Here is a 25,536-nt window from a genome sequence, read left to right as displayed (position 1 = left end):
AAACCCAAAAACATGACAACTATGAGTAAGCCTTTATCTGTACTTAGCTTCCAGGATATCGACAAAACAAAAATAGCGCTCGTTGGCGGCAAAGGCGCCAACCTGGGCGAGCTGTCCGGGATAGAAGGAATACGTGTGCCCGACGGCTTTTGCATCACTACTGACGCCTTCAAAAGGATCATTGAAGAAACCCCGCACCTTAACAGCCTGTTAGATCAGTTATCCTTATTAAAGGGGGAAGACCGGGATAAGATCCGTGCGTTGAGCGCTGAGATCCGCAATACCATTGAAGGAGTCAGCATTCCCCGGGACATTAACGAAGAAATCTGCCGCCTCCTCTCTACGCTCGGCGAAACTACCGCGTATGCAGTACGGTCCAGCGCAACTGCAGAGGATCTGCCAACGGCCTCTTTTGCAGGCCAGCAGGATACTTACCTGAACATTATCGGAAGAGCCTCCATTCTAAACCATATCAGCAAATGCTGGGCATCACTGTTCACAGAAAGGGCAGTAAGCTACCGGCTTCAAAACGGCTTTGATCACCGCAAAGTCTACCTTTCTGTAGTTGTTCAGCAAATGGTCTTCCCTCAGGCCGCTGGCATTTTGTTTACTGCCGATCCTGTCACTGGTAACAGGAAGGTGGTATCTATTGATGCCAGCTTTGGCCTGGGGGAAGCCCTTGTATCCGGCCTGGTGAATGCGGATAACTATAAAGTGCTCAACGGCGAGGTGATCGAAAAGAAAGTATCCGCCAAAAAACTGGCCATCTATGCCGTAAAAGATGGCGGTACAAAAGAACAGGCCATTGCGCCGGATCAGCAGAACAGGCAAACGCTGACAGACGAACAGATCCTGCAGCTTGAATACACCGGCAGAAAGATCGAAGCTCATTTCGGCTCCCCGCAGGACATCGAATGGTGCCTGGCGGATGATACATTTTACATTGTACAAAGCCGGCCGATCACGACGCTATTCCCCGTGCCCGAAGCAAACGACCGGGAAAATCGTGTATATATATCCGTGGGCCATCAGCAAATGATGACCGACGCCATGAAACCACTGGGATTGTCCTTATTCCAGTTATCTGCACGGCACATGAATATTGCCGGTGGAAGACTATTTGTTGATATCACTCCTGAGCTGGCCTCCCCTGCCAGAAGAAACATTATGGTAAATGTGCTGGCTAAATCCGATCCCCTCTTTAGAGACGCGCTTATGAGCGTGGTTGAGCGCGATTTCATAAAATTGTTACCCGAGGATGAAAAAGAACAGCAGCCTGGTAATGGCACGCCGCCCCGGGATTTTCAGACACTATCTGATTACGATCCGGCAATCGTTGATGAGCTGATCCGGCTCAGTGAGGCATCGATAGCAGCCTTGAAACAAAATATCGCGACGAAATCAGGACCAGACCTGATCGATTTCATGCTGGAAGATATCCTGGAATCAAAGAAGGATCTGTTTCGCACGCAAAGCTTTGGTGTGATTATGACCGGTATGAATGCTTCCACCTGGATCAATGAAAAAATGGAGGAGTGGCTGGGTGAAAAAGGTGCAGCAGATACCTTATCTCAGTCTGTACCCAACAATATTACTTCAGCAATGGGACTGGCATTGCTGGATGTCGCAGATGTGATCCGTCCTCATCCGAAGGTCATCGCATATCTCCAGCAGGCAAAAGATGATACCTTCCTGGATGAACTGCCTGAGCTGGATGGCGGACAGGAAACCAAAGACGCGCTGCTTGCTTTTCTCAACAAATATGGAATGCGATGTGCAGGGGAAATCGATATTACACGGCCCCGCTGGAGCGAAAAACCTGCTACATTGATCCCCATGATCCTTAGTAACATCAAAAACCAGGAGCCGGGCGCCAGCCGGCGGAAATTTGAGCAAGGGCTGCGGGAAGCTTCCAAAAAAGAACAGGAATTATTAGAACGGCTGAAACAATTGCCGGATGGCGAAGAAAAAGCCAGGGAAACAAAAAGAATGATTGACCTTGTCAGGAATCTATGCGGTTATCGCGAATATCCAAAGTACGGCATCGTTAGCCGCTATCTCGTATATAAGCAAGCCTTACTGAAAGAAGCGGAACAACTCGTAAAAGCGGGGCTTATCCACGAAAAGGAAGACATATACTACCTTTCTTTTGAAGAATTGCGCGACGTCATACACAACAGAAAACTGGATTACCAGCTTATCACCAAACGAAAAGAGGACTATCAGCTATACGAAAAATTAACGCCGCCACGTGTTATCACATCCGAAGGTGAGATCATCAGGGGCAGGTATAAACGCGAAAACCTCCCTGCCGGAGCGATTGCAGGCATCCCCGTATCTTCAGGAGTGATAGAGGGACGGGCACGTGTCATCTTAAACATGGAAGATGCCGACCTGGAAGATGGCGATATATTGGTAACTTCCTTTACCGATCCCAGCTGGACGCCATTGTTTGTTACCATAAAAGGCCTGGTCACAGAAGTGGGCGGAGTCATGACGCATGGAGCAGTGATCGCACGTGAATATGGCTTACCCGCAGTAGTGGGAATCGAGCACGCTACTAAGCTGATCAAAGACGGACAGCGTATCCGGGTGAATGGAACAGATGGATATGTAGAAATACTGTAGCTTTTCTTGTCCTGGATTAATGGTCTGTAAATGAAATAGTTGTTGTTTTGTAGTACAAACCACAAAACACATGCTATTATGAAATACGTGATCATAGGAGGCACAGGCCTCATTGGCAGAAAACTGGTTGAAATACTGAAGGATCGCGGCCACCAGGTGCAGTCTGCATCCCCTTCCTCAGGCGTAAATACGATCACCGGCGATGGACTGCAAGAGGCGCTGACCGGAGCAGACGTGGTAGTTGATGTTTCCAACGCTCCTTCATGGGAAGACAACGCTGTACTCTCCTTCTTCCAAACCTCCCAGCAGAATATCGGTACAGCAGAGAAAACTGCGGGCGTAAAACATCACATTGCCTTGTCTATTGTGGGCGCTGAACGCCTGCCGGATAACGGCTATCTGCGTGCAAAGGTGGCACAGGAGGAGCTGATCAAAAAATCCGGTATTCCTTACACCATCGTGCGTGCTACCCAATTTTTCGAGTTCCTGAACGGTATTGCTGATTCTTCGATGAAGGGAGATGAAGTGCACTTGTCGACAGGCGCTATCCAGCCGATCGCAGCCGAGGAAGTATCAGCAGCGCTGGCAGATATTGCCGAAGCAGCGCCCATCAACGGCATCACAGAGATTGCAGGCCCCCAACGCTTCCCTCTCGATGAACTTGTCCGTGAATTTCTTAGCCTGAAAGGCGACAAACGAAAAGTAGTGGGCGATCCCGGAACCCCTTATTTTGGAGGCAAGCTGGATGACAAATCAATTGTTCCGTTGGGAGAAGCCCGCTTAGGCAAGATCTCCTTTCAGCAGTGGATGGATAAGCAGGCAGCTAAGTAGTAAAGGATTTGCTTTCCTTTTATTACTTTTATGTCCTATTTATCTCCTTACTATGCACTGTACTATCAGCCTCCGGTATATCTTACTGTCATTCTTATTGCTTGTAATAGCCTGTTCCGAGCCCGAAAGGCCGGTCACAAAGGCGGAGGCTGCAAAAGTAGCCACTACGCTGACAGCCGCCCTGGCGCGCCGTAATGCCAACGCATTCAACGACCTGCTCGACCTTGAGGCCCTTGAAAAAAGGATCATGACCTACAGCCACAACCAGCTAAACCGCTTAATGGTAACCGGCGCTATGAAGAGCATAAAATCAGGGGAATTTGGTCATCAACTGGTAGCGGCCCTGGGCGAAAAAGGAACCTACGAACTGGTAAAGCAATATGAAAAGGACCATCACCAGCACCTGGTGTTCCGGCTATACAATGAACAACTCAACTACCACGATTTCGAGTTGATCAAAAAAGGAGACCAGGTTAAAATAGCAGACATGTTTGTGTATGTTACCGGCGAAAACCTTAGCAGCACCCTGGCAGAATCACTCCAATACATAGATAAACAGGAGGATGCAGTCAGCAAGGTGAGTAAAAAGGAAGTCAAAAAAATCCAGCTGGTCAAAAAATACCTGAATGCGCATGAATATGAAAAAGCCGACAGGATCTTTGAAACACTCCCGGCTGTGATCAGGCAACAGAAACTCCATAAGCTGATCTATATTCAAATTGCCAGCGGCCTGGGAAACGACAAATACCTCGCTGCATTGAACAAGTTCCAGCAGGAATACCCGGACGCCCCCAATATGTACCTCCTTATGCTGGACGCTTATTTTCTAAAGAAGGATTACCCCGCCGCCCTCAATTGTGTTAACCGCCTGGATTCTCTTATCAACAAGGACTTTTTCCTGGACTATTACCGCGCATTGATCTATAAGGAAAGTAAAGATGATGTCAACAGGCTGAGCTGCCTGGAACGGCTGCATCAAAACCTGCCCGCCTTTGGATCCGGCACCCTCGAGCTGATTAATGCCTATGCAGAAGCTAAACAATTAGACAAAGCAGTATCACTTACCCGCCAATACAAGAAGGGTAAAGATGCCGACACATTTACGCTCACTGTTTTGTACCTGATGCATCCTGAGTTTGCAAAGAAGATGAAAGCAACCACAGTAGAATGATGTGGGTGTGAATAATATTATTAATTCCAACATATTATCTAAAGAAATATAAGCCGTGGGAAACGCTTTTTATCTCAGCGTTTCTTTAATTTTATTATAGCCCTTGAAGAATTGTTAATTCCAGTTATACTCGTTCACCCTAATAAATACCCTCTATGCAGAACATCTCCATTCCCTTCCGCATGCTCATGGCAGCCTACAGCCTCGTGCTGTTCCTCAACGCCTGTCACAAAGACGATCATAACAAACCTTGTTGTCCACCCAAACCTGCCTGCAATGCGCAATCGCATCTTACCTACGCTCCGCCCCCTGCAGTAAAGCCGGAGCCGCACCAATTCATCAAAACTTATGGCGCAGATGGTAAGGTGAATTATATGGATGCCTATCCCACCTCCCTGTGGGGGGTGCTACGCTTCCATGGCTTTATCAGTCATACGAATCATTTGGTGGTCATGCTGGATTCGCTCTCCGGCGACACGCTGCTGAGAGCTGAGCTGGATGACTGCGACAGGCCAAAGTCATCTGCCACCCTTGTATTTGGCGAGCGCCACTACGATCAATACACTTATGATCACAAGGGAAGGATCTCCAAAGTTGTACATACCCGGCCCGGCGGTGGTTATACCTATCAATATGAGTACGATCAATTTAATAACGTTACAAAGGTTTACCCTGCCGGAGCGCCCGCCCAGGGGCTTGAATACCAGTATAACTACTCCCGGCCTGTCAAAGGCGCTTACTATGAAACAGGTGTTTTCAACTTCCCTGCTTTCGGACCGCGGCTGCTGGAATTCCTGGGCTACCTGGATACCCAGCCTAAGCACCAGCTGGTAAAATTCAAAAACAACTATGAGTACCCGAATCAAACCATGGAATTTAAAAACCAGACTGTGAGCGCAGCAGGATATCTCAGCAGTTATGAAGCATACGAGGACGCTTCCCTCAGTTTTAAAGGAACGCTTAACTGGAATTGCGGCGGCCATAAGTATTAAAGACAAATACAAAGCCGCATAGACCTCCACGATCCATGCGGCTCCCCGTTCTATTCCTGTGCTGCTATCGCATCTTCCAGGTTATCGATCGGCGGTTGATTCATCTCATAACCGGAATAACCAACGTTCTGGTTAAGCTGTCCTTCCCTGTTGGCGTTGATATCCGCCTGTGGCACCGGCCATAACAGGTGATACGGACTTGCCGTAAATATTGCACCATACACGGTTTTTACACCCTTGTTGTAAAAATTATTATACCTGCTGATGCGTTCAAACCAGTAGCTGCTTTTTGAAAGCCCATCCACTGTATATGTTTTGCCAAATTCGTCGGACTGGTGCGTAAGGGCAAAAATGTAGGATACGCGGCTCAGTTCCATATGCCGCAGCTCTTCATAGAAAAGCTCCCTGGCCCTTTCATCCATGATGGTCCCCATGGTCATCTCAGCAGCGGTATACAGCTTTGTACAATGTGCGCGGCTGCGGATCGTATTCACATCATTGGCAGCAGCGGCCTTGTCGCCTTTCCAGAAATAGGCTTCCGCGCGCAGCAAATAAGTTTCTGCCAGCCTGAAAACATACCAGTCGCTGGCGCCACCGTTATAGTTATCCACCGTCTCGCTCCTGGGAGATTCCACCCACAGCTTATAATGCGGCCAGTCATACCAGGACCTGATCGTGTCAATCACCAGCAGCTTGCCGGAGCCGTTATATTTCTGCAACGGCTTTCCGTAATACGGATCGCCATCTCTCAGCAGATTAGGATTGTTATACACCATATCCTCCATGCGCATCCAGTTCCCGGTAGCGGTGCTGTGGCGCAGGTCGGCTGTATCATCCCAGATGGTATTGGTGCTGTACCAGGTAGGCCGCAATATACCAACGCCCCTGCCGTATGTTTTGCGCAGATCTATCTTGTCGTGTGTCTGGGTATAGCTGGTGCTCATACCGGATTTGCCGGAGGGTGTGCTGATCAGCTGATTGCCGGTGCCTGAAATAAATGGAAGCGCACTTCTCATGGTGAACATATCCTGGCGGCTGTTGGCAAAATCTTCCCGGCTGATCACATTGAAAATGGCTTCCTTATTGGTGGCAATAGATTTGTTTGGTCCCCTGTGCAGGTCCCAGATCACATTCCTGGTAATGTTATGAACAGCTGGCATGGGATTTACAAACGTGCCGAAAGGCGCTGTCATCAGGGAATAGCCGGAACCGTTAATCAGCGCATTAGCCACCGCTATGGCCTTGTCAAACTGCCCGGTAGCCAGGTAACATTTGATCAGCAGTTGCTGACAAGCGCCTTTATTAACCATTCCGAAATCACCGGTAGGTGGTACATGCTGCACGGCAAACTCCATGTCAGCTACCAGCTGCTGCAGGATCACCTCTCTTTTGGTAGAACGGAAGTTGAACTTGGGAGTAGTGATCTCCTTCGTCAGCAGCGGCACATCGCCAAACTCAAATACCAGCCACAGGTAGCGAAAGGTCCGGTGAAAATAAGCCATGCCCATCATCTGGTTCCGCAGGGTGGAATCCAGGCCCGGTACCCTGTCCAGGTTAGATATAATAGAATTGGCGTACTTGATACCTTTATATCCTTCAAACCAAAACCAGTCGATCTTATTGGTGTTGAGATCATTGTTATTGGAAGTAGGTGTGATCATGGCGTTCAGATCCTGCGCAGGCCCGGATTTATCAGTAGTGCCGATAACCGCTATATCCGAGAAGATCAGGTCAGTAAGCAGGGGCGCCCCTTCCCCTGCCCACACATACCTGAGATTCCTGTTACAGCTGGTAATAGCTGCTTCCAATCCTTCCCTGGAAGTAAACGTAACAGACGGCTCATAAAAAGATAAGGGATCCGGTTTCAGCCAGTTCTTTGAACAGCTGACCGGTAATTGTACCACTATTCCCAATAATATAATTCTTATAGCTTTATATAATGTGATCTTCATTGTAAACTCTTTTAATACTTTTTAAAAGGTGGCGCTTAATCCAACAGTATAATACCGCGGCATCAGGGAAGTGGTTTCAGGATCCCAATACTCCCAGTCCTTTGCCCATACCGCTACATTACGCACACCTGCATAGATCTTGAACTGGCTCATATCCAGCCGCCCGGCAATACGCCTGGGCAGTGTATACGAAACCGCCACATTATCCAGGCGGATATAGGTTTTATCTATAGCCCTCGGAGGCGTTATGTTCTGCACGTTGGTAGAATTCAGCCTGGCATAGGTGTTAGACGGGTTCTCCGGTGTCCAGTACTTCCTGACGTAGGAACTGGTCCATGTTGTACCTGCACCGAAATTATTCAGGTAATCTGTAGAGGTCTGCTTGTGTCCCCAGTTGGAATATAAGTTGAAAGAAAACTCGATGTTCCTGAATAGCGTAAAATCATTCCGCAGCGTCCAGCGGAAACGCGGTGTGGTATAGCCAAGAAATTGTTTGTCCTCGTTGGTATATCTTCCGTCATTGTTAACGTCTTCCACTTTCACATCGCCGGGTATCTCGCCATATTTAGCAGCCTGCTCCCGCTCGCTTTCCTGCCATATACCCTGTACCTTGTAGTCCCATATGGAGGAGATATCATGGCCGATGAACCACTTGTTGGAGATATCATCGATCTCTTTGGAGCCTACTATCTTGCCATTCGCATCCAGCACATCTTCATAGGTATAGTAAAGATGCTTGATCTGGTTCCTGTTGAAGAAGAAGCCGAAAGTGGTGCTCCATTCAAAGTTCTTCCGGTCCATGTTCAGGGTGGTAAGCCCCAGCTCAAAACCTTTATTCACTACTTCGCCGAGGTTGGTGGTTACGGTGCTGAAACCTGTGAAATCAGGCAGCGACTGATCCATCAGCAGGTCGGTGGTAGGCATGTAATATACTTCCATGTTACCGGTGATGCGGTTGTTCAGGAAGCCGAAGTCTAACCCGATGTTCCATGAAGAAGTAGCCTCCCATTTCAGGTTGTAATTGGCCATGCGGTCCACATACAATTGCGACAGCTCATACACCGTTCCATCCGGCTGAACGTAGGGGTAACGCCCTGAACCTGTAGTAAGGTTGGACAGCGCCTGGTAGATATCAATAGAACGGTTGCCGTTCATGCCCCATGACAGGCGCAGCTTACCGCTGCTCATCGGCTCCCAGTGGAAGAAGCGTTCATTGGCGAAGTTCCACGCAAAGGCCAGTGAGGGGAAGGTAGCCCTTGGATTAGATGCACCAAATGCAGAGTACCCATCCCTGCGGACAGACGCTGTCAGCATATACCTGTTATCATATGAATAGAACAGGCGGCCCATGAGCGCATCTCCTGTGCTGCGAAAATCACTGCTGCTGATAGTGGTCTTCAAAGGATTGGCAGCGCCGAGATTATGAAAGCCCAAAGCATCAGTAGGAGAAAAATCCCTGGCAGTGATACTTTCCTGCCATCCCTTATGCTCCTCTGCATTCTGCAGCAGGGTTACTTTCACGCTATGCTTCTTGGCGAAAGTATAGTCCCATGTAATAATGTTATCTATCTGCCAGTCAAATTTCTTTTCGCTTTCCCGCACCACCTTGCCGTTATCCGACCAGAAGGGATTTTGTGATGACTCATGATACCTGTTGTAGAACCATTGCATGCGCGGCGAAAAGTTCAGCTGGTAAGTGATATTAAAAGGCAGCTTGATCGTCTGGTAAAGGGTGGTATTTAATACGGTAAATCCTTTCTCCAGCTGCTTGTACTGGTTATGGTAAGCGGTATTGGCGCCCTGGTTCACACTGGCTCCCATGGGCTGCGGATCCAGCTGCCCGTTTTCATCAAAGGGCAGCGCATAAGGCGAATTATTGATGATCTGTCCGTCCCAGTCTACCTCCAGGTTGCCATCTGAGCGGTCCTGGAAATTGATGTTCACACCGGTATGCATCCATTTGTTGATCTTTCCGTCTATCTTGATATTAGACCGGTAGGCACGGTACTGATCGCCCACAATAATTCCTTTGTTATTCAGATAGCCCATGGAAACATAATAGTTAAAGGCATCCTTGTTTCTTCCCGAAAAGCTCACGTTGTAATCCTGCTGTAGCCCATGCTGAAAAGAACCGTCAAACCAGTCGTAGGTCTTGCCTTTGGCATAGTTCTGCCGCTCTTTGTCAAACAAACCGATACGCCGCAGCCATATATCATCCGGGTCGCCTGTCAGGGCATCATAGGCCAGCCAGTCGTTCATGGTGATACCGTATTTGGCGAGGTGCTGTTCTGTAGGTTGCATGTACATGGCAGGGTTGGCCCACCTGGTAGTACTGTTAAACAGGTCTGAACGGTAGTTCAGATATCCCTGCGCATCATACACGGCCCGCTTTTTTCCCATGGCGGCAAAACCGGTATTGGCGTCAAAACGGATCGTCGGTTTGTCACTGGACCCTTTTTTAGTGGTGATGATGATCACGCCATTAGCTGATTTTGCGCCGTAGATAGCGGCCGCAGAGGCGTCTTTCAGCACGTCGAAATGTTCAATATCCTGTGGATTGATCTCTGACAGCTCACCAAAGAAGATAACGCCATCCAACACGATCAGGGGAGCATTGTTGGCTTTTAAAGATCGTTGCCCGCGCACCAGCATATCGCCTCCTCCTTTTGCCGAAGTGTTCTGTTCAACATAGAGCCCCGGTATGCCGCTGCGCAGCAGGTCTTGCACGGAACGCGGGCTTTCCTTTTCCAGCCGCGTGGTCTTGAGCTGGCTGATAGCCCCGGTCAGGTCTTTCTTCTTCATGGTGCCATATCCCACCACCACTACTTCACTCATCTGCTGATCCTGGTTCTTCAGTTGTACCCGCAGGGAGAATTCTGCACCGGGCTTCAGGTTATAACCTGAAAGCACCTGCTTTTCAAATCCAATATAGGAAAATGTAAAGGTGTACCCAGGCCCTGCAGGCAGGCGGCTGAAGGTGAAAACACCGGCGCTGTCCGTTTGCACGGAGGCCGAAAAATTATTGGCTGCATTGTTAACGGTAACGCTTACACCCCAGAGCGCTTCTCCCGTTACTTCGCTTTTTACGATGCCGGTAACATCAGCGCGGTTTTGCTGAGCGTGGACTAAACGCGGAATAAGGCAAAGCATAGCAACTATGCCCAGCAGGGCATACGTGGAATTCCATTTTTTCATTTTACAAGTACAAGTCTTAAGTTAGGCAATAGCGCGCCCGACGTTGATCTGTGCAACGTCCCGGAGAAACTGATATCCGTGATTCTGGCTAATTCTTTTTCCTGATAATATAGATCCCCTCTTTTTTCTCAACTGTAAGATGGTTGAGCATTGCTATATCGTTTAATATGGTTTCTAAGGAATCGGTTTTACGCATTCTTCCGGAGAAGTATTTATTATGCACGTCAGCAGGATAATAATAGATATCCACCTGGTAATAGCTGCTGAGCTGATCAAACACTTCTGAAAGCTGTGAGGTGTCAAAGGTGTACCAGTCGGGCCTTTGAACGGCATGCGTCTCTCTGCTGGCCGGACCAGCCTTTACCATATGCTCCACAGGCGCATTGCGTTTTATGCTTGCCAGCATCGTGATCTTGCTGTATGTCAGTTCATCGCCAGGCAGCAGCACCACGCTTTTCCATTTTGCATGCAGGGTATCGGCAGCAGCTACCTGTACCTTGCCATCATGCAGTCGCACCTTTATCACATCGCTTTCCGTAAATGACTGTACTGTAAAAGAAGTACCCAGTACAGTGGTGACCAGTTTGTCTGCATACACGGTGAACGGCCGCGCCTCATCACCGGCAATTTTAAACAGGGCCTTCCCAGACAGGTACACTGGTCTTTTGTTGTCTGCAACAAAGGGCTCATAGAACCGGATACTACTATTCGGTGATAATATAACCTCAGAGCCGTCAGCCAGCAATACAGGCATCAGTGTGTCGGAAGCATTTTTTCTTTCTATCATCCGCTCTGCTGTTCCTGAAGCTTTCTCCGCCCTTGTAAGAAGACCCTTTTTACCAGGCTGATAGATCCATAATAAGCCGATGAGCAGTCCGGCTGACACTGCAGCTGCCAACCAGGCGATCCGTACCCTGCTGCCTTTCTTAAAGGAGTTCCTGCTTACTGTTTTAAACAGCCTTTCAGAAAGCTGGGGGTCCAGCTCCCGGCTCACCGTAAAATTATCCCAGTCCTCCTCTGTCATATATTTATTCCACTCTTCCGGACTATTCCTGAAATATTCCAGTACCAGCTTCTTTTCTTCGTCACTGCATTCATTCCTGAAATACTTGTCAATTAATTCCTTTGGTATCATTTGCAGCTTGATAATGTGGAGCCTTCCTAATTATATCGTTTGAAAAAGGGGCATCCCCTAATGAGAAGATAATTTTTTTTACCACAGGGATAGCAGTAGCAGCAGGGGCAGCGCTTTCCTTAAATACTTGATAGCAAGCGCCATGTGATTTTCTACTGTTTTTACGGAGAGGGAAAGCAGTTCGGCGATCTCTTTGTAAGACTTAAATTCATAACGGCTCAGCTCAAATACTCTCCTTCTCACGGGGGGCATGGTGTGCACTGCCTGCTTTATCCGCTGCTGCAGCTCCTTTACTTCTACTGATTCGGATATATTTTCTGTAACATTTTCCCGGGGTTTTTCCTGTTTCAGCGCTCTGTCCCTGACGGCGTCCTTCCTGAACAGGTCAATACAGGTGGTCCGGGCAATATGAAAGATCAGCTTACTGACCGGCTCCGATTCATCCAGCTGCTGCCGGTAGTCCCATAATTTGATGAAGGTGATCTGTGTAGTCTCTTCGGCGATGTATTCGGAGTGTGTTTTAGAGAGGACATATAAATATACCTTCCGGTGATATTCATTGAATATTTCACTGAAAACCGAGGTATCCCCTTCTTTCAATGCGGTAATGGTATTAAACGTGGACATGATCCTAAAAATACAAAAAAAGGTAAAGCCTTGCAATGCTGCAAGGCTTTACACAATATCCTGCTAATCAGGGCTGGGAAAGCACAAAACTACTGCATGTTCCGTTAGACTCCAGGTTTAACAGCTGGAGCGGCCTTCCGTCAATGAATACGTGGCAGGTATTAAACCCGCCCGCACAATATCCCCTGTACACGCAAGGTGAGCCCTGGTTAGGAACCTGCTGAAGGTTCGTATACCCGCTCCCCGCAGATCTTTTACCGCCGCTGGTAGCAAAAGCGCCTGCAATGGCTAACGCAAATACCGTTACTGATAATCCGATTTTTTTAAAGTTCATGTCAGTAAAATGTTGAATTCAGATACATGCCTACTTTTTTCTACAGGTTTTCGGCTTCGCCTGTTCTATTGCAATAGAAATAAGGTTAGTTCCTGGCGATAGTATACGCGTTCAGGGTATGATCACACACTGCAAACAGCTGATCTCCCTTTACCATAAAGTCTGTTATACGCCCTTTCTTCTCCAGGGGAATGTATAATGTGTGGAGGTATGCGCCGTTGTCCAGCGAATACACGTCTATGATCTCAGTATCCCGCCTGGCCTGCCAATGCTCATTGTCTGCCACCAGGGTAGACAATATATAAATCCTGTTATTGGCCACTCTTGCCAGGCTGTTCACATAAGCAGGCGGAGCCGAAAATTTACTGACGCCGGTAGGCAGCTTAGCTACCTGTATCTTGGCGGTAGTATTAGTATCCAGGGTATGGCCCGTATAGAGCGTGTGCAGGTTGGTATCCAGTGTGATGAATTCATTGCGGTAGTGGTACACGTACACCAGCTTACCGGTTTGCTGATCATAGTCCAGTGTGCCATCTGTACAGAAGATGCCGTCCACCTGCTTTCTGATAACATCCTTTCCTAAGCTTACATAGGGCGAATCCGTTTTTATTTTCACCAGTATGTTCTGGCCATTCCCAAGGGAATCCATATGGATACTGCGCGATATAAAAGAAGTAGCAGAAACATTTTGCAGCAGGTTAAAGAAGCAGCTTTGCCGCAGGAAGCGGCTCATCTGCAGGTCATCCAGATTTCCCCTGTAGAGTGTGGGCGTAGCTCCTTCTGTCATATACACCGCAGGAGAATCTACTATGATCCTTGCCAGCTTCCAGGCGTAACGCTCACCGGTGGGAATCTTCAGCGTTAGTTGTTGTGTGTCGCGCAAATTTTGATCTGCTGTCAGCAAATGCAGGGAGGCGGAATAATTACCCAGGTAGATATGTTTGCCGCTATGCCCGGCTATATAATAAGCCGGATATTTCAATTCCAGTGAGCTTTGCAGTGTCGCTGCCTGTGGCAGCACCTTGCGGGTAAATCCATTCTTCTTCTCATTAGGCTTATCTGCAAAGGCGTACAAAATAAGGACAAGCACAATACAGGCTGCCACACAAAGTGCGGCAAATCGGAAGGGTTGCATCATGGTATGTTCTTTTAAACGTGAGCCAGCTTAGTATACAGCCACATGCCCAACAAGGCCAGGGCAACAAAAACAATATTAAAATAGAGGTGCTGCGTCCAGCTCATCATGGAAATCACGCCCCCGCAGGAACAGGGGATCTTATCAGATAAGGTGACCAGCACAATAATGTAAACGGTGAAAAGGGTCATCATCGCAAAGGATGCGTAGAGGCCAGCCCGCCGGTAACGTGGGATGACCAGCAGCAAAGCGATCGCTATTTCAAGCAGGGGAACTACGATGGCCAGCACAGGGGCAAACCGTGTAATGAGGGGAGATTGCCCTATAACGGCCCGGAAATTTTCGTAATCAATGAACTTACTGACGGCTGTGTAAACGAACAAAAGAATGAACAAGAGACATATTGTCTCCACGACGGTCTTTCTTAACATGGAATACTAATTTACAATTGGAGTTATGGAATTTTCAGGAAGTCTTCGGGTTCACACTGGCATTCATTGGCTATTTGTTATCCTAATCTAAGCAAATATTCTGAATATTAATAGCTGCCGGGAATTTTTTTGTCAGAATGACACATTTCCCCGGTTATACCGAAATTAAAAGAGGCCGTTCTCAATGTATTTGAGAACGGCCTCTTTGCTACTTCAGTTTGGAATAGTTAATTATAATTAATTATATCCCGGGTTTTGCTTCAATGCGGGCGATGTATTCACATTCATCACGTTCTGCCCGATCGGGAATATACTTGTATGATCATCCCCGTCAGGTTGCTTATCCCACCAGCTGCCGCTGTTGAATTTACCGAAACGCACCAGGTCTGTACGGCGACGGCCTTCACCCAGGAACTCGCGTCCCCATTCATCCAGCAGTTCCTGCTCTGTCAGTGTGCTGCCACCTGCATCGTAGAGGCTGGAAGACCCGGCCGGATAGTAGCGTTTGCGCACGGCATTCAGCAAGGTAGCGGCAGTGGCTTTATCGCCAGCCCTGAACTTGCATTCTGCGAGTGCATAGTAGATCTCTGACAGCCTTACTTCTGCATAGTCTGATTCTATGCGGTGTGCATCATCCGTAGGATAGAAAGGATATTTTATAAAGTACATGCCTGAATTCTGGTCAGCATGCGTCATATCTGATTGCTTGTCGCTGGGCACTTCATTAGGGCCATAGCTCACCAGCTTATCGCCCACCTTGTGGTTGAAAATACCTACCTGGTCGCGGATGTAAAGCGTGTAGCCGTTATCGCTGGTCACCGTATCCTTACCATTGTTATATACCAGGTAACCGAAAAGGAACATCCCTTCCCTTGTACTGTTGCCCAGGTTCTTATACAGCTTTAGACGTACATCATCAGGATACTTTGCAAACTTGATAAAAGGTTTTCCCAGCTGGAAACCATATTCCTTTCCGTCTACATCACGGCCGGGTTGTAAAGCATACTTGGGATTCATATTGCCCCAGTCTGTAAAGCCGAAATACTGGGAAGCCTTGTAAGGCCCGCCCCACCAATACATGCCCCCGTCGTACTGCCAATGGGTACGGCCAAATGAGCCGGGAAAAGCAAAGATGGTTTCAGGGCTCTTATCGTTATTCCAGTCAAAGGGCTCATCCCAGCGCTGTGCCAGTGCATAGTTACCATATTTGTTATTGATGATATCCTGGCAGATGGTAGCGCAATCGTTGAAGTGATCTTCCCCGATATACACCTTTGCGTTCAGGTACAGGCGGGCCAGCAGCGCGCCGGCTCCGGCTTTTGTCCAACGGCCCTGGAAGTTCGCGGTACCTTCGGCGCCTTTGGCAGCCAGGTCCGGAATAGCTTCTTTCAGTTCTGTCTCAATGAACGTGAATGTTTCTTTGGGAGATGATTGCGCTACACCTTGTGTTTGTCCTTTGAACGTGGTCACCAGCTCTATATTCCGGTACAGGTCAAACAGGCGCAGGTAATACCAGCAGCGCATCGTCCTCAGTTCAGCTATCAGCTGCTTTAATTCTGTATCCGTCATGGAGAACTTGGAAGCATCCAGCGCCCTCAGGTCCTCCAGGGAGTTGTTGGCCTGTGCAATACCCTGGTACAGGTTATTCCAGCCATCACTGGTATAGTTGTCCTGCGGTGTCCAGGTATGATAATGCAGCCTGTAATAAGTACCGCCATCATACCAGTGGCCCTGGCGGTTAGGCGTCATGATCTGGTCGCCCGTATTTTCCTGCATCATGAAGGTAGTACCCTGCACGGTCCAGTAACCATGCTCAAAGGTGCGCAGGAAGGAACGGTATACATCATCTTTCGTTTGAAAGAAGTTATCTGAATTCACCTTGTCGTACAGTGTCTCGTCAAGTTTGGTACAGGCGGCCGACAGTACGCACAAACCACCTGCAATAAGATATGTTCGGAAAAGATTCTTTTTCATGTTCGCGGATATTTAAGCACTTAGAAATTAAGTTGCACACCAAACAACAATTGTGTGGTAGAAGGATAATATGCCTTACTACCTCCGCCATCGTTGTTGGTGAGGATGCCTGGATACAGGCCGTTCACCGGGTATGCCTCCGGGTCTATACCGGAAAAGCCGGTGAAGGTGGCCAGGTTCTTGGTGGAGGCGTATACACGCAGCGATTCAAAATACTTGGACTTTGAATGGATGGTATAACCCACTGTCACCACATCCAGCTTTACATAATCTCCTTTTTCCAGGAAATAATCATTCAGGAAGGCCAGTGTATTCTGCCCGCTGATATGCGCATTCTTACCATAGGCAGACTGCAGCACGTTGGTGTTCTGTTGTACGTTTTGCAGGCCATAATAGAAATCATGCACATTAAATATGTCATAGCCGAAAGCACCACGGAAGTATACGCTGGCATCCCATTTCTTATAGTTGAAAGTATTGCCCAGGCTGGCGGTCACTTTAGGAAGGCCGTTGCCCACGATCCGCTTATCATCATTCGTGGCCTGGTTGGAAGGGATAGGCTTACCGCCTTTGTCGTACACCAGGAAATTACCCTGATCGTCCACACCGGCGTATTTCCACATATAGAAATTACCGATGCGCTCCCCTTCTTGCATCCGTTGTGCAGTACCCGGACTACCCGGAGCAGGCATACCTACTACGTCAATAAAGCCCTGGCCATGATACTGATCATTGGAGAAAGACACAAAGCGATTGTTATTGGTAGCACCTGCAAATGATACGCTATAGTTGAAGTCCTTCTTATCGATAGCCACCGCAGTCAGCTGCAGCTCAAAACCAGCGTTCTTCATAGAGCCTACGTTAGCATAGGTCTGTGTCTGGATGTTCGGGGGTATGGGCACATTGTAATTACCCAGCAGGTCCTGCTGCTTGCGCTGGTAGTAGTTGATGCTGCCGCTCAGCTTACTGCGAAACAACGCGAAATCAAGCCCTACGTTCCAGTTATGTGCTTTTTCCCAACGCAGGTTGTAGTTGGTGTTCTGACCGGGGCCCCATACCTGGTAATAACTGCCATTGAGCGGATAATAGCCGTAGCCGTTATACAGGTCAAGCGACAGGTAGTTACCGAAATCCTGGTTACCGGTAACACCGTAGTCGCCACGCAACTTCAGTTCATTCACCCAGGTAACGTCCTGCATAAAGTGTTCACTACTGATGCGCCAGCCCAGGGAGAAAGCAGGGAAGTATCCCCATTTGTTATTGAAGCCGAACTTGGAAGAGCCTTCATAACGAAGACTGGCAGTAGCCAGGTACTTATCATTATATGAATAGTTCACACGACCAAAGAAAGCGATCAGGCGGGAATCATTCTTCGTACTGCTCATTCCATTCCTTCCTTCCACCTGTTGATAAATTCCATTACCCAGGTTGTTATAAGTAAAGGCATCGGAAGTAAATCCCCTGTTCTCCGCATAAAGCTCAGAATACTGGAAATACTGGTAAGAATAACCTGCAAGCGCTTTCAGGGAATGACGGCCCTTGTTAAGATTATAGCTGCCTATCCATTCAAAGGTCTTCTGATCCGTTTTATCATATTTGCGGTTGGCATTGCTTTGCCCGCCTTCATTTTTGAGGGCGTAGGTAGACGTTGACGGACGGAAGAAGAAATCAAAATAATCCCTGGTAGTCTGACCAAGGGTCACCTGGCTGCTAAGAGTAGGCGATATGTTCAGCTTGATAGTAGCATTCAGGTCCAGGAACTTCGCTTCTGACCCGCTCAATTCTGTCTTCAGTCTTTCAACGGGATGAAACACCTCCGATCCGTTATCCAGGAAATATTTGTTGGGATCATTGGGGTCCATCACCGGTTCAGTAGGATTGAGTGATAACGCCATGTTGAACACATCGTAATCAGCATTATTCCGTTTGAAATAACGCGGCGCTACCACCAGTCCCATGTTCCAAAGCTCATTCTTGGAAGTATGGTTGAGCGATACGCGTCCACCGTATTCCTGGCGGCTGGAGCGGATATCAATACCCTGGGCATTCCTGTAGTCCATCGTTGCACGGTAATTATTGCGCGCGTCGCCTCCTGAAAAAGACAGCGTATGCTTGTGCGAAAATGCGGCCTCGCGGCTGATCTCCTTCGCCCAATCGGTTCTGGCGCCATAATCCGTGCCCCTGTTCTGTTTTACGAATTCCTCTGCTGAAAGTGGCTTGAGCGTACGGGTGGGAAAATCGAAGGTGGTATAACCGTTGTAGGTAACCTGCGGACCGTTACCCCTGCCGCCTTTCTTGGTGGTGATCATAATCACCCCATTGCTGCCTCTTGTACCATAAATGGCAGATGCAGCACCGTCTTTCAGCACATCTATCGATGCGATATCGTTCTGGTTAATATTCTCCAGGTTAGCGCCTGGCACCCCATCCACTACGATCAATGGTCCGAGACCTGCATTGCGGGAGGAAACGCCGCGCAGCTGTATAACCGGGTTGGAGTTGGGATCTGCAGTGCCGGGGTTGGAGATCGTAAGGCCGGCCACCTTTCCCTGCAAAGACATCAGTGGGTTGTTACCACCTACAGCCAGCAGGTCCTTATCAGAAACGTGGGTAATGGCGCTCGTCACTTCGCGGCGGTTCAGGGTGCCGTAACCTACCACCACTGTTTCATTCAATCCCACGGCTTTGTCCTGCATAACGATGTTGATCTCCCTCCGCTCACCCACGGCGATGGTTTGTGTTTCAAAGCCAATGGCGGAAAATTCCAGTGTTACCTGCTGGTCGCTGCTCACATTCAGCTTGAAGCGGCCGTCTACATCCGAGATGGTACCGGTGCTGGTTCCCTTGATGGCAACCGTAACGCCAGGCAGCGGTTCGCCTTTTGCGTTCTTTATTGTACCCTGGATAGTATATTGCTGCATCACCGTAACCACATCCGGCCTCGCAGCAGCACTTTCCGACCGCACCACGTACAGCGGCGAGATCACAATATTGGTCCCGATCTGTTCAAATACCAGTGGCTGGCCTTTCAGCAGCAGCGACAGTGTTTCCTTCACCGTCCTGGTACCCTCCGGCAACGAAACATCTGAAATATTGCCCAGCGCCCGTTTATTATAGGCATAGGTAAAGGGCGTCAGCTTTTGTAGCTTTTTCAGCGCGGTTATCAGCTTCTCAGCCTTCAACTCTAACCGTACTGTAATATCTTCCATGTCCTGTCCCTTGGTACTATGGGCCAGCAATACCTGAAACGAACACGACATCACGAAGAACGAAAGAAGGCTCACTCTCATAATCTGTTTCAGTCTTTTTTGATAAGCAGCAGAAAGATGTCCATAGCGTGGAGTTCTAGCAATAGCATCGCTTTCTGCATTTTTTGCAGAAAAAAACATAGTTTTAGAATGTTTTAAATGGTGACTTAATCAGTTAAAACGCAACAGCCGCTTTGACCTCGCACGTCAGAGCGGCCTTTTTTGTAATGTGTGGTCAGGTATCTTTTCTTTTCATAACATTGAGTTTAGTAGAATAACAAATAATGCTTACCTGCATCCCTGGCCGGAAAGCAATACGCTGTCCCCGCTGATACGGAATTCCAGGTTATTTACGCGTGCAATGATCTTTACAATATCCTGCAGTGGTTCCTGCCGTACAAAAGCAGCTGTAATGTGGCAATCCGCCAGCGCCGGGTGCTCATAAAAGAACCTGACCCGGAAGCGCTGCTCCAGCAGGCGCCCTGCCTCCTGCATAGGCAGGTCATCAAAGAGCAGGTCCTGCTTTCTCCAATCGGTAGCCCGTTCCACATTTCCCTGCAGTTTTTCCACGGCATTGTCAATACCACTGATCCTCACCTGCTCGTTGGGCGATACAATCCCCACTGTTTTCACCCCGTGCACTACCTTCACTTTACCGGTGGTTACCGTTACCGTCACATCCTTATCTGAAGGATAGGCCCGGATGTTAAAGGAGGTGCCCAGCACCACCGTTCTCACCGTTCCGGTATACACCACAAAAGGACGGGTGTCTTTCCTGATGGTGAAAAAGGCCTCCCCCGAGAGGTGCACCACCCTTGTCTTTTCATTGAAGCCGTTCTGGTACTCCAGTGTAGACCCCTCATTCAGCAATACCTTGCTTTGATCTGGCAGCACCAGGTATTGATGCGCAGGTTGCTCAGGCTTTGTGGACGGTACTTTCTGCGCCACTTCTTTAACCGGCGCCGGGCCTTGCGACAGCAGGTAAACACCCGTAGTGATGGCTCCCAGCGTAACAGCGGCGGCGGTCCACCACCACAGGCGGCGCAGCCTGGGCGTGCCCCGGTCCTGCTCCAGGATGTTCCGGAAGATGAGCTCCGCACGGTCAGGGTCCTGCTCTTCGGGCGGCCAGTCCTGGTCCCATCCTTCTTTGATCAGATCCCGCAGCTCCTCGTCGTACTCCGGCTTGCCGATATAGGTCCGCATCTCGGCTACCTCTTCCGGAGTAAGGGTTTTCCCGAGGTAACGTTTAAACAGGTACGCAAACCTTTCATGCGTCTGCATAGCACAATATTTTTAGGTAAAAAATAGCACCTGTTTGCCGGGCTTTATAATAAGACTGTGGAAATGAAAAAGAGGAGTATATCTTTTTAAAAAAAATTTGCCAGCAGGCTGATACCGATGACAACCGCGTTGATATAGGGGCTGATATGATCTTTTATGACACGCAGGGCGTGCACCAGGTGCGTCTTCACCGTATTACGGGAAATATTCAGGGTATTGGCGATCTCCTCATGCTTCATGCCGCGGTCGCGACTGAGGTTGTAGATCAGCTGCTGCCGGGGCGACAGCTTGGCCAGGGCATCCTTTAAGAGCAGCTGCTGCTCTTTTTCCTGCAGGTACAGCTCCGCATTATTGGCATAAGCGTCCGCTTCCGTTTGCACGGTTTCGCGGGTCTGCTGTTCGCGGGCCTGCTGCTTCAGCATGTCAAACATACGGTTACGGGCAATAGCGTATAGCCAGGCGCTGAAGTTCTCGACCTCCGGAAGATCCTTTCGCTTCAGCCATACTTTCAGGAAAACATCCTGTATTACCTCATCTGCCAGGGAAGTGTTTTCAGACAGGCGCAGGGCATAAGTGTAGATCCGCCCACGGTAGCGGTCAAACAGGCAGCGAAATGCTACCTCATCGCCGGCCGATATTCCGGCAAGCAAAGATTGGTCACTAATATCTTGTTTCTGAACCATGTATCACCCCTTAAACGTGGACAGCCCTACTGTTAGGGGGGTAAGATAGAAATAAATTTTTACAACATAGCCAAGAAATGGATGAGCATCAGGACTGTCCCCAGGCAAACTCGCAGTTATCAAAATTCCGCTTTTCCAGGTCGCTCCGCGAGATCAGTACGCTGAACACGCCCGCGTCGTTAAAACCATTCTCTCCTACCTGCAGCAGCACTACCTTGTCAGAAAAGCTGATCGCTTCTATCTCTTCCTGGCTTGCCTGGCAATGTGTATAGATCCCGAAGATCTTCGACTTCTCACTACCCGCAAAATAATCCCAGAGCTTCCCGTTCTCATCCGCGTCTTCTTCCTCCTCTTCATCTTCCGCATCGCGAAAACGTTCTGCAAGTGTTTCGGTACCTGCAAAGATCTCATCTACCAACATGCCGGAGAAAAAGTTGTCCTCATGTTCTTTAATATGGCGAACCAGGTCTTTGTTGTCTACATCGGCATAAACAACCTTACCGGTATCTGTCATGATATCAGCAAAGAAAATGAGCTGGCCGGACTTAGGCAATAAGCCCGTTTTATCAAAAGGGGAGAATTTGGATAGATCCAGCTGCGCCGCGAAAAAGAAACCTTCCGGGTAGGATACGCCTGCAGGAAGATCTACCACGGGACCGCCATAACGGGAATGGCCCAGGGGAATTTCGACTTCCGTATGTTTCTTGTAATTACCTTCCTCCAGCAGAATGTCTGGCATATTAATAGAGGCGCCATAGTAAAGGGTTCCGTTTCCTGTAAATTCGATGGTGTTGAATACCTGGGCTTTTCTGTCCATAGGGTTAATGTTTGAACGGATCAAGATATAAACAATAAGCGGAATACCCAAACGGCCCGGCATTTATTCAACAGGCAATGGCAAACCCGGTGCATATCCATGAATATCTCTGATCAAGGCGGGCAGATCTCCTTTCACATATTTACAAACGCCATTCACCAGTACCCGGCTGTATCCCTTCAGTTGTTCGTCACTGAAATTCAATTGTTCAAGCAGCAGCTGATCAAACAGCACAATCGCTCCCTTTTTCAACACCAGCTGTATATCGGCCGGGTCCAGGCCGAAAAAGGCATCCAGGCCATCAACTGCTCCTTTTTGTTTTGCCACTACTATATCTGCATACATGCCGGCTTTCAGTGCGCCTGTATTTTTCAGATCCCATAGCTCTGCCGGTGAAGTAGTAAGTGAATAGAACAACTCTTCATCCGTCATTAATCCTGTTTTCCTGGCCAGGCGCAGCTGTTCCCAGATATCCCAGCTTGCTGACACGGTAGAATCAGTGCCAAAAACAATTCTGGTGACGGCTTTCAGCTGCCTGATATCAGCGGTAGTGCCTATCAGGAAAAAGTTTGAATCAGGGCACCAGACCAGGGCCGTAAGAGAACGGGCCTGCCGCACATCCAATGCTATACCGTGGATCCCGATCAGCTTTTTCCCGAAAATATTCCAGCGGAGCAAACTGTTGATCTCACTATGAGCTTTGGCATTGGTCCCTTCTCCTATGTGTATTACCCAGGGGCGTTTTGCCGCTAAAGGGTTGTTCAGCTTAAGCCGCCATTTTTTCTCCAGTTGAATGGAGTGCAGCATGTTACAATCCTGGAACACCTGTATAGGGGCCTCCGGCATCTCCGCTACATAGTGCCCGTGATGCACAACCGTGGTAACGCCTGCCAGCAGGTTTTTATAAACACCCCATTTCACCCGCAAATGGCGGGGCACCTGTAACACCGCATTGATGGCTGGCTTGTTCACTGCATGAATATCATTGCCCCACTCCACATAGTCCTTATATACCCTGTTACCAAGCTGGGGAAAGAGATCGAAATCAAGGTGATCATGTGAATTGATCAGGCCAGGAAAAGCGATACAGTGATCAAAATAGAGGTGCTGTACTGCATGGCTGCCTACGGCATCGGGGGCGGCAGGAAGGATCATACCATTATCGATAAATAGATCCTTCGCGTTTTCATGAATGATATGGAGGTTGTGCAGCGCTAGCATTCTACTGTTTGCCCCTTCAATGATAATCCCTCTAATGATATTTTCAAGTTTGCTTCGGGTATCATTATTGTTCATTTAAATGTAAAAATAACAAAAACCCATGTTTTAAACCCGTACCAATATATTAGCAATAAGCAAAATACAAAATTAACTCTTTTACATCCTTTAAACCAGGAGGCGTTCGGTGTGCCAATGCATAAACCAAAAGGCCGCCAACTTCCGTTGACGGCCTTTTCCTTTCAGGTATTCATGAAGGTAAATAAGTAGCCCTTAATTTACATCCCAGAATATCCTGGTGTTCCTGGTATCTTTAGACGACACTTTTGAATAGTTCTCTGCATTATACAGCTGCTCTGCTGAAGGATACAGCAAACGTACCGGAGGTGTGGTTGCACCGGAAGCAGAAGCCGTTGCAAACTTCAGCGCAGGATAGCCTGTTCTTCTCAGCTCTGCCCATGCCTGACCGGCTTGCAGGATGAAGAAGTGCTCCCATTTCTGGGTATAGATCTTCGCCAGCTTCTGTGTAGCGGTACCGCTATAGGCGATAGCCGGTTTCTGGAGATAAGCAGTGATAGCTGGCTCCTGAGGCACGCTCAGCGTATCCCAGGAAAGTCCCCTTAATACCACAGAGTGATTCAGATCGTAGTAGAATGATATAGACTGGCGAATCCCCGTTTCATATGCAGTTTGCGGGGTTCCCACACTCCACCTTTCGGATGCTTCAGCCTGCAGGAAGCTCGCTTCAGACGCAGTGAAAAGCACGCCGGGAATGTTGTAGTTATAATTGAACGTCGCAGAATCGTAAGTGGCATATTTACCTGCTGTTTCAAAATCGGAGGAGGTTCCATTGTAAGGGAATCCTACATATTGACCAGACTGATTAGTATCCCAATATACAGGCGTGCGCGGGTCATTGTTAGCCAGCATCAGCGTATCTAACAGGTAAGCCGGTGCAACGCGGAAGTCGGAGAAAACGCCGCCCAGGTCACTTTTCAGTGCAGTTGGGCTCATTTTTATCACCGCATTCTGGCTGTTGTCTGTGATCAGCGGATAAGTAGCCGGATTGCTTAACATAGCGGTCACCTCAGTTCTGGCGGTAGCCTCGCTTACATTTGAAATACGCATCAACAGGCGCAAGCGTAAAGAGTTCGCATAACGCTGCCACTTTAAAAGGTCGCCTTTATACATCATATCCTGCAATTTCAGCTCAGCAGAGGCAGAGGTAATAATGTTGGCGGTATCAAAATAAGTGTTCAGCGACTTCAGGTTCGCGATAAAAGTATTATAGAGAGTAGCCGCATCATCAAAGGGAGCGCCGGTAGCCTGGCGGTCGGTATTAAGGCTGCCCGCCTGGCTGAAAGGAATATCTCCCCACATATCGATCATCTGCGAAGCCTGGTCATACAGCAGCACTTCGGCACATTTCAGGAAGACTTCCTGCTGTTGCTGTTGTGCAGGGCTGAGCGCCTTGTAAGTGGTTTGCATTTCCCTATAGGTGCTCACGATACCAGGACCATAGTAGTTAGGATCATTATCATCCTTGCTCCATGCGCCGGCATAGAAATCTGTCCAGCGGTCGGAAGTATAGGAAGTAGACGGAATGTACATCTGGGTGGTTGGCTGCAATGCCACAGTTTGTGAGAAAGGCGCCTGGGTAGACATTATAAACGTATAGTAATCCCAGTAGGAAGGGCGTACACGTTTATTCATAAACATACCGGACAACAATTTTCCCAGGGAACCGGTCGTTGTCAGTTCCGGGTTCATATAATCATCTTCTATCCTTTTCTTACAGGAAGCGAAAAGGCCTGCAAGTATGATCAGGATGGTCGTATTTATCAAAAGTCGTTTCATCGAATAATTTTTAAGACATTCAGCAAT

Annotated in this window: 18 protein-coding genes; 4 read left to right on the top strand and 14 right to left on the bottom strand. The window is 48.5% G+C overall.

All coding sequences use genetic code 11. The features are described from left to right. The first annotated feature begins 21 nt into the window (after nt 1-21). The 4 genes from ppsA (at nt 22) to ACR9Y8_RS23670 (ending at nt 5,622) form a co-directional block, all read left to right on the top strand. The gene (gene ppsA, locus ACR9Y8_RS23685) at nt 22-2,628 is read left to right on the top strand and encodes a phosphoenolpyruvate synthase (protein ID WP_481215733.1); all 2,607 of its coding nucleotides are present in this window, start codon (nt 22-24) and stop codon (nt 2,626-2,628) included. Between the two features lie 78 nt (nt 2,629-2,706). Further along, a complete protein-coding gene (locus ACR9Y8_RS23680) occupies nt 2,707-3,459 on the top strand; it encodes an SDR family oxidoreductase (RefSeq protein WP_481215732.1) in 753 nt (250 codons plus the stop codon). Between the two features lie 52 nt (nt 3,460-3,511). Next, nucleotides 3,512-4,630, top strand: a complete 1,119-nt coding sequence (locus ACR9Y8_RS23675; protein ID WP_481215731.1) for a tetratricopeptide repeat protein — start codon at nt 3,512-3,514, stop codon at nt 4,628-4,630. Nucleotides 4,631-4,785: 155 nt separating this feature from the next. Next, entirely contained in the window at nt 4,786-5,622 is an 837-nt protein-coding gene (locus tag ACR9Y8_RS23670; protein ID WP_481215730.1) for a hypothetical protein, read from the top strand. A 50-nt stretch (nt 5,623-5,672) separates the two neighbouring features. Here the strand turns inward: ACR9Y8_RS23670 and ACR9Y8_RS23665 are convergent, their stop codons facing one another. The 14 genes from ACR9Y8_RS23665 to ACR9Y8_RS23600 all read right to left on the bottom strand — a co-directional run bounded on the left by ACR9Y8_RS23665 (nt 5,673) and on the right by ACR9Y8_RS23600 (nt 25,509). Beyond that, on the bottom strand, nt 5,673-7,574 hold the full coding sequence (locus tag ACR9Y8_RS23665) for a RagB/SusD family nutrient uptake outer membrane protein (RefSeq protein WP_481215729.1): 1,902 nt from the start codon (nt 7,572-7,574) through the stop codon (nt 5,673-5,675). A gap of 21 nt (nt 7,575-7,595) precedes the next feature. Then, complete coding sequence (locus ACR9Y8_RS23660) at nt 7,596-10,769, bottom strand: SusC/RagA family TonB-linked outer membrane protein (protein ID WP_481215728.1); 3,174 nt, start codon at nt 10,767-10,769, stop codon at nt 7,596-7,598. Nucleotides 10,770-10,857: 88 nt separating this feature from the next. Next, nucleotides 10,858-11,904: a FecR family protein gene (locus ACR9Y8_RS23655; protein ID WP_481215727.1), complete on the bottom strand. Its 1,047-nt coding sequence runs from the start codon at nt 11,902-11,904 to the stop codon at nt 10,858-10,860. Between the two features lie 78 nt (nt 11,905-11,982). Continuing rightward, nucleotides 11,983-12,531, bottom strand: a complete 549-nt coding sequence (locus tag ACR9Y8_RS23650; protein ID WP_481215726.1) for an RNA polymerase sigma-70 factor — start codon at nt 12,529-12,531, stop codon at nt 11,983-11,985. A 67-nt stretch (nt 12,532-12,598) separates the two neighbouring features. Then, entirely contained in the window at nt 12,599-12,865 is a 267-nt protein-coding gene (locus tag ACR9Y8_RS23645) for a hypothetical protein (RefSeq protein WP_481215725.1), read from the bottom strand. An 85-nt stretch (nt 12,866-12,950) separates the two neighbouring features. Next, nucleotides 12,951-14,003, bottom strand: a complete 1,053-nt coding sequence (locus tag ACR9Y8_RS23640) for a hypothetical protein (protein ID WP_481215724.1) — start codon at nt 14,001-14,003, stop codon at nt 12,951-12,953. An 11-nt stretch (nt 14,004-14,014) separates the two neighbouring features. Further along, nucleotides 14,015-14,431, bottom strand: a complete 417-nt coding sequence (locus ACR9Y8_RS23635) for a MauE/DoxX family redox-associated membrane protein (protein ID WP_481215723.1) — start codon at nt 14,429-14,431, stop codon at nt 14,015-14,017. Nucleotides 14,432-14,668: 237 nt separating this feature from the next. Next, nucleotides 14,669-16,405: a RagB/SusD family nutrient uptake outer membrane protein gene (locus tag ACR9Y8_RS23630; RefSeq protein ID WP_481215722.1), complete on the bottom strand. Its 1,737-nt coding sequence runs from the start codon at nt 16,403-16,405 to the stop codon at nt 14,669-14,671. Nucleotides 16,406-16,425: 20 nt separating this feature from the next. Further along, nucleotides 16,426-19,695, bottom strand: a complete 3,270-nt coding sequence (locus tag ACR9Y8_RS23625; protein WP_481215721.1) for a SusC/RagA family TonB-linked outer membrane protein — start codon at nt 19,693-19,695, stop codon at nt 16,426-16,428. Nucleotides 19,696-19,941: 246 nt separating this feature from the next. Continuing rightward, nucleotides 19,942-20,934: a FecR family protein gene (locus ACR9Y8_RS23620; protein WP_481215720.1), complete on the bottom strand. Its 993-nt coding sequence runs from the start codon at nt 20,932-20,934 to the stop codon at nt 19,942-19,944. Nucleotides 20,935-21,020: 86 nt separating this feature from the next. Beyond that, on the bottom strand, nt 21,021-21,617 hold the full coding sequence (locus tag ACR9Y8_RS23615; protein ID WP_481215719.1) for an RNA polymerase sigma factor: 597 nt from the start codon (nt 21,615-21,617) through the stop codon (nt 21,021-21,023). 88 nt (nt 21,618-21,705) lie between these two features. After that, nucleotides 21,706-22,434, bottom strand: a complete 729-nt coding sequence (locus ACR9Y8_RS23610) for a DUF1963 domain-containing protein (RefSeq protein WP_481215718.1) — start codon at nt 22,432-22,434, stop codon at nt 21,706-21,708. Between the two features lie 63 nt (nt 22,435-22,497). Then, nucleotides 22,498-23,655: an amidohydrolase family protein gene (locus tag ACR9Y8_RS23605; protein ID WP_481215717.1), complete on the bottom strand. Its 1,158-nt coding sequence runs from the start codon at nt 23,653-23,655 to the stop codon at nt 22,498-22,500. A 270-nt stretch (nt 23,656-23,925) separates the two neighbouring features. Further along, complete coding sequence (locus ACR9Y8_RS23600; protein WP_481215716.1) at nt 23,926-25,509, bottom strand: SusD/RagB family nutrient-binding outer membrane lipoprotein; 1,584 nt, start codon at nt 25,507-25,509, stop codon at nt 23,926-23,928. Between the last annotated feature and the right edge of the window lie 27 nt (nt 25,510-25,536).

The sequence above is a fragment of the Chitinophaga sp. SVR4-12A genome, assembly GCF_056754765.1.
Note: the sequence above shows the minus strand (reverse complement) of the source record. Positions and strands in the feature narration are given on the sequence as shown.

What these genes read in the sequence shown, in the direction of transcription:
- ppsA (WP_481215733.1), top strand. Translation starts at nt 22, where the DNA reads ATGAGTAAGCCTTTATCTGTACTTAGCTTCCAGGATATCGACAAAACA.
- ACR9Y8_RS23680 (WP_481215732.1), top strand. Translation starts at nt 2,707, where the DNA reads ATGAAATACGTGATCATAGGAGGCACAGGCCTCATTGGCAGAAAACTG.
- ACR9Y8_RS23675 (WP_481215731.1), top strand. Translation starts at nt 3,512, where the DNA reads ATGCACTGTACTATCAGCCTCCGGTATATCTTACTGTCATTCTTATTG.
- ACR9Y8_RS23670 (WP_481215730.1), top strand. Translation starts at nt 4,786, where the DNA reads ATGCAGAACATCTCCATTCCCTTCCGCATGCTCATGGCAGCCTACAGC.
- ACR9Y8_RS23665 (WP_481215729.1), bottom strand. Translation starts at nt 7,574, where the DNA reads ATGAAGATCACATTATATAAAGCTATAAGAATTATATTATTGGGAATA.
- ACR9Y8_RS23660 (WP_481215728.1), bottom strand. Translation starts at nt 10,769, where the DNA reads ATGAAAAAATGGAATTCCACGTATGCCCTGCTGGGCATAGTTGCTATG.
- ACR9Y8_RS23655 (WP_481215727.1), bottom strand. Translation starts at nt 11,904, where the DNA reads ATGATACCAAAGGAATTAATTGACAAGTATTTCAGGAATGAATGCAGT.
- ACR9Y8_RS23650 (WP_481215726.1), bottom strand. Translation starts at nt 12,531, where the DNA reads ATGTCCACGTTTAATACCATTACCGCATTGAAAGAAGGGGATACCTCG.
- ACR9Y8_RS23645 (WP_481215725.1), bottom strand. Translation starts at nt 12,865, where the DNA reads ATGAACTTTAAAAAAATCGGATTATCAGTAACGGTATTTGCGTTAGCC.
- ACR9Y8_RS23640 (WP_481215724.1), bottom strand. Translation starts at nt 14,003, where the DNA reads ATGATGCAACCCTTCCGATTTGCCGCACTTTGTGTGGCAGCCTGTATT.
- ACR9Y8_RS23635 (WP_481215723.1), bottom strand. Translation starts at nt 14,431, where the DNA reads ATGTTAAGAAAGACCGTCGTGGAGACAATATGTCTCTTGTTCATTCTT.
- ACR9Y8_RS23630 (WP_481215722.1), bottom strand. Translation starts at nt 16,405, where the DNA reads ATGAAAAAGAATCTTTTCCGAACATATCTTATTGCAGGTGGTTTGTGC.
- ACR9Y8_RS23625 (WP_481215721.1), bottom strand. Translation starts at nt 19,695, where the DNA reads ATGAGAGTGAGCCTTCTTTCGTTCTTCGTGATGTCGTGTTCGTTTCAG.
- ACR9Y8_RS23620 (WP_481215720.1), bottom strand. Translation starts at nt 20,934, where the DNA reads ATGCAGACGCATGAAAGGTTTGCGTACCTGTTTAAACGTTACCTCGGG.
- ACR9Y8_RS23615 (WP_481215719.1), bottom strand. Translation starts at nt 21,617, where the DNA reads ATGGTTCAGAAACAAGATATTAGTGACCAATCTTTGCTTGCCGGAATA.
- ACR9Y8_RS23610 (WP_481215718.1), bottom strand. Translation starts at nt 22,434, where the DNA reads ATGGACAGAAAAGCCCAGGTATTCAACACCATCGAATTTACAGGAAAC.
- ACR9Y8_RS23605 (WP_481215717.1), bottom strand. Translation starts at nt 23,655, where the DNA reads ATGCTAGCGCTGCACAACCTCCATATCATTCATGAAAACGCGAAGGAT.
- ACR9Y8_RS23600 (WP_481215716.1), bottom strand. Translation starts at nt 25,509, where the DNA reads ATGAAACGACTTTTGATAAATACGACCATCCTGATCATACTTGCAGGC.